Annotated in this window: 2 protein-coding genes and 1 pseudogene; 2 read left to right on the top strand and 1 reads right to left on the bottom strand. The window is 50.7% G+C overall.

Features of this window, described 5'->3' with window-relative positions:
• A pseudogene (locus tag KDK14_RS19835) lies at nucleotides 1-87 on the bottom strand (stringent starvation protein A); the annotation flags it as partial.
• On the opposite strand from KDK14_RS19835, the gene KDK14_RS19830 reads away from it, so the two are divergent.
• Both KDK14_RS19830 and ovoA read left to right on the top strand, forming a co-directional pair.
• Complete coding sequence (locus KDK14_RS19830; RefSeq protein WP_257266953.1) at nucleotides 59-457, top strand: hypothetical protein; 399 nt, start codon at nucleotides 59-61, stop codon at nucleotides 455-457. The pseudogene KDK14_RS19835 and the gene KDK14_RS19830 sit on opposite strands and share 29 nt — an antisense overlap.
• Nucleotides 458-902: 445 nt before the next feature.
• Entirely contained in the window at nucleotides 903-3,074 is a 2,172-nt protein-coding gene (gene ovoA, locus KDK14_RS19825; protein WP_257266952.1) for a 5-histidylcysteine sulfoxide synthase, read from the top strand.
• The last annotated feature ends 77 nt before the right edge of the window (nucleotides 3,075-3,151 follow it).

Raw genomic sequence — 3,151 nt, 5'->3', positions numbered from 1 at the left:
TGCCAGGACAATACGAACCCGATGACAATAATGGTCAGCTGGATCCGAGAAAAAAATCATGGATGACTTTTTGGCAACTACAGCCATGAAGTACCCCCGCCTTCATGCAAAGGTTGAGAGAGAGTTCGGCAACAATCCCAGCCATGACACTAGCCAGAGGATGACCGCAAGCTACTGCATGACGGGTAAAACAGCCGCCCGCGAAATAACGCACAATCATAGCAAACTTTGTACCTGTCATAATAGTCCCACCAAGGCAAATATTGACCACATCAATAACAAGCCGGGATTTTATAGCCCGCTGGACATTCTTTTGGCGTCATCAGACTGCGCCGGTCGGGTTCAGGGTCGGGTTCAAATTGTGCCAGGGTTGGGTGTTGTCACCACAGTTGTCACCACAATAACCTATAACTCGATTTGCTGGTGCCAGGCGGGGTTTCTTTCGCCAGTCATTTAAACGTTATAAAGCTCATGATCACACATCCAATCGCGGAGGTTACTTTGGACACTTTTTCATTACTGCCAATAAATCAAGCGAACGATTCGTTTAAAACCGCCATTCCTGAATTCAAGTCATAAATTCACAACACAGAAATCAGCTTGAAAAACCCTCACTCCGGGGGTATCCGAAAAATGCCCCTGATCCTGATTTTTACCCTTATGAGCGCGTTTGTTGCAACGCCAAATCAAACAGTCAGTCCGCGGGTTTATTTCGCTGGTTCAGAGAAGCTGGCAAGTCAGAACATCTATATTTGCATTTCTATCGTACATTTTCGTCTGATAGCAACCAGTCAGGGATGCGCTGTTTTTCTATAATGAAGAACACCATAACCATGCTGATGGTTCTGCTTACGACCAACTGATTGCTCAAAGTCCCACACACAACACTCAGGAGAGGAAACGTGGCTGAGAATACTGCGAGTCAGATAGACTACAGTGTCACCCCGGACGCTCATCCAAAAAAAACAACCCGAACACTGGTTTTAAATGAAGGCAACCCAGAGCAAAAACGTGAGGAGTTATTACAGTATTTTCACCTGACGTTTGATCAGTATGACCTGCTGTTTGAAACCCTGGCCTGTGAAAAAGCCTGGTATGAAAAAGCTATTCCCCTGCGTCACCCGCTGATCTTTTATTACGGGCACACTGCGGCTTTTTTTGTCAACAAACTGATCACCGCAAAACTGATTTCGCAACGCGTTGACCCTTACATCGAGTCCACCGTTGCCATTGGTGTGGATGAGATGTCATGGGATGACCTGGACGAGCGCAACTACCAATGGCCCACGATACAACAGGTCCGTGACTACCGCGGCAAAGTCAGGGCGCTGGTTTCCGGTTTCATCCAGAACATGCCGCTGGACATACCCATCCACTGGGAGAGTCCGGCCTGGATCATTCTGATGGGCATTGAACATGAACGCATTCACCTGGAAACCTCATCGGTACTGATTCGTCAGCTGCCCATTGCCTGCGTCCGGCGCCACAGTTCCTGGCAACACTGCACTGACACAGGATCAGCACCGGAAAACCGCCTGATTGAGATACAAGGTGGCTCATTTCGCCTGGGCAAGGATTACGATGATTCGCTCTACGGCTGGGACAATGAATATGGGCGCTGCGAGGTTGAGGTCGCCCCCTTCAAAGCCAGCGAATACCTGGTGAGTAATCAGGAGTTTAAAGCCTTTATTGATGCCGGTGGTTATGACAATGAACGCTGGTGGACGGACGAAGGCTGGGCCTGGACCACGTTCAGCAATCCCCATGGTAAAGCACGCCACCCCGAATTTTGGGTCCCCGAGGGTGACAGTTATCACTACCGCACCATGCTGGCAGAGATCGACATGCCCTGGAACTGGCCGGTAGACGTTAACTGTCATGAAGCCCAGGCCTTTTGTCGCTGGAAGTCAGAAGTGACCGGCAAACAGATCCAGCTGCCCAGTGAAGCCGAATGGTATTGCCTGAGAGAAGCCATTGATAGTGACCAACCCTGGTGGGATAAAGCCCCCGGCAATATCAATCTGGAATACTGGTCCTCATCCTGTCCGGTTGACCAGTTCAGAACCGGTGAACTGTGCGACATTATTGGCAATGTCTGGCAATGGACCAGCACTCCCATTGATGGATATGAAGGGTTCCGGGTTCACCCCTGCTACGATGATTTCTCAACCCCCACCTTTGACGGGCGCCACAACCTGATTAAAGGAGGGTGCTGGATATCAACCGGCAACTACGCCATCAAACAATCCCGTTATGCCTTTCGCCGCCATTTCTTCCAGCATGCCGGTTTCCGTTACGTAGAGTCCAGTGCCATGACCAATATCTCCAGCAACCCTTATGAAAGTGATGCCCTGGTTGCCCAATATCTGGCGTTCCATTTTGGCGAGTCTTACTTTAAGGTCCCTAACTACCCCGAAGTCTGTGCCCGCCTCTGTTATGACGTCAGCAGTACTTCCCCTCGAACACGGGCACTGGACCTGGGCTGTTCCGTTGGACGCACCACCTTTGAACTGGCCCGCTGGTTTCAACATGTGGATGGCATCGACTTCTCTGCCCGATTTATTTCTGCGGCGGCCGAGCTGCAGGAGCGGGGAAAAATACGCTACCACCTGCCCACGGAAGGTGACCTGGGTGATTACTTTATTGCTGATACCGCTGAACTGGGTCTGGATGATATTGATACCCGTCGTATCCGCTTTACCCAGGGCGATGCCTGCAACCTGAAACCGATTTTTACTGACTATGACCTGGTCTTTGCCGGCAACCTGATTGACCGGCTGAGTAATCCGGCGCAATTTCTGGGCATGATTTATGAGCGCATGCGCCCTGGTGGCATTCTCGTTATCACCTCGCCCTATACCTGGCTGGAAGAGTATACGCCCAGGCAGAACTGGCTCGGTGGCATCCGTGAAAATGGCGAAGCCCTTGACACCTACACCGGACTGCAGAGGGCTTTGAGCAGACATTTTGAGGAGGTTCGTCCCCCCGTTGATATCCCGTTTGTGATCAGGGAAACGGCCCGGAAATATCAACATACGGTTGCCCAGTGTACGGTATGGCAGCTTAAACCCTGAGAATTACTACAGCTTGCTATTGATTCCAGAAGCAAAAGCTTTGAACCACGAAGCACACGAAGAGCACAAAGGAAAAG

It is taken from the genome of Endozoicomonas sp. ONNA2, from assembly GCF_024606365.1.
GTDB lineage: Bacteria > Pseudomonadota > Gammaproteobacteria > Pseudomonadales > Endozoicomonadaceae > Endozoicomonas.
Note: the sequence above shows the minus strand (reverse complement) of the source record. Positions and strands in the feature narration are given on the sequence as shown.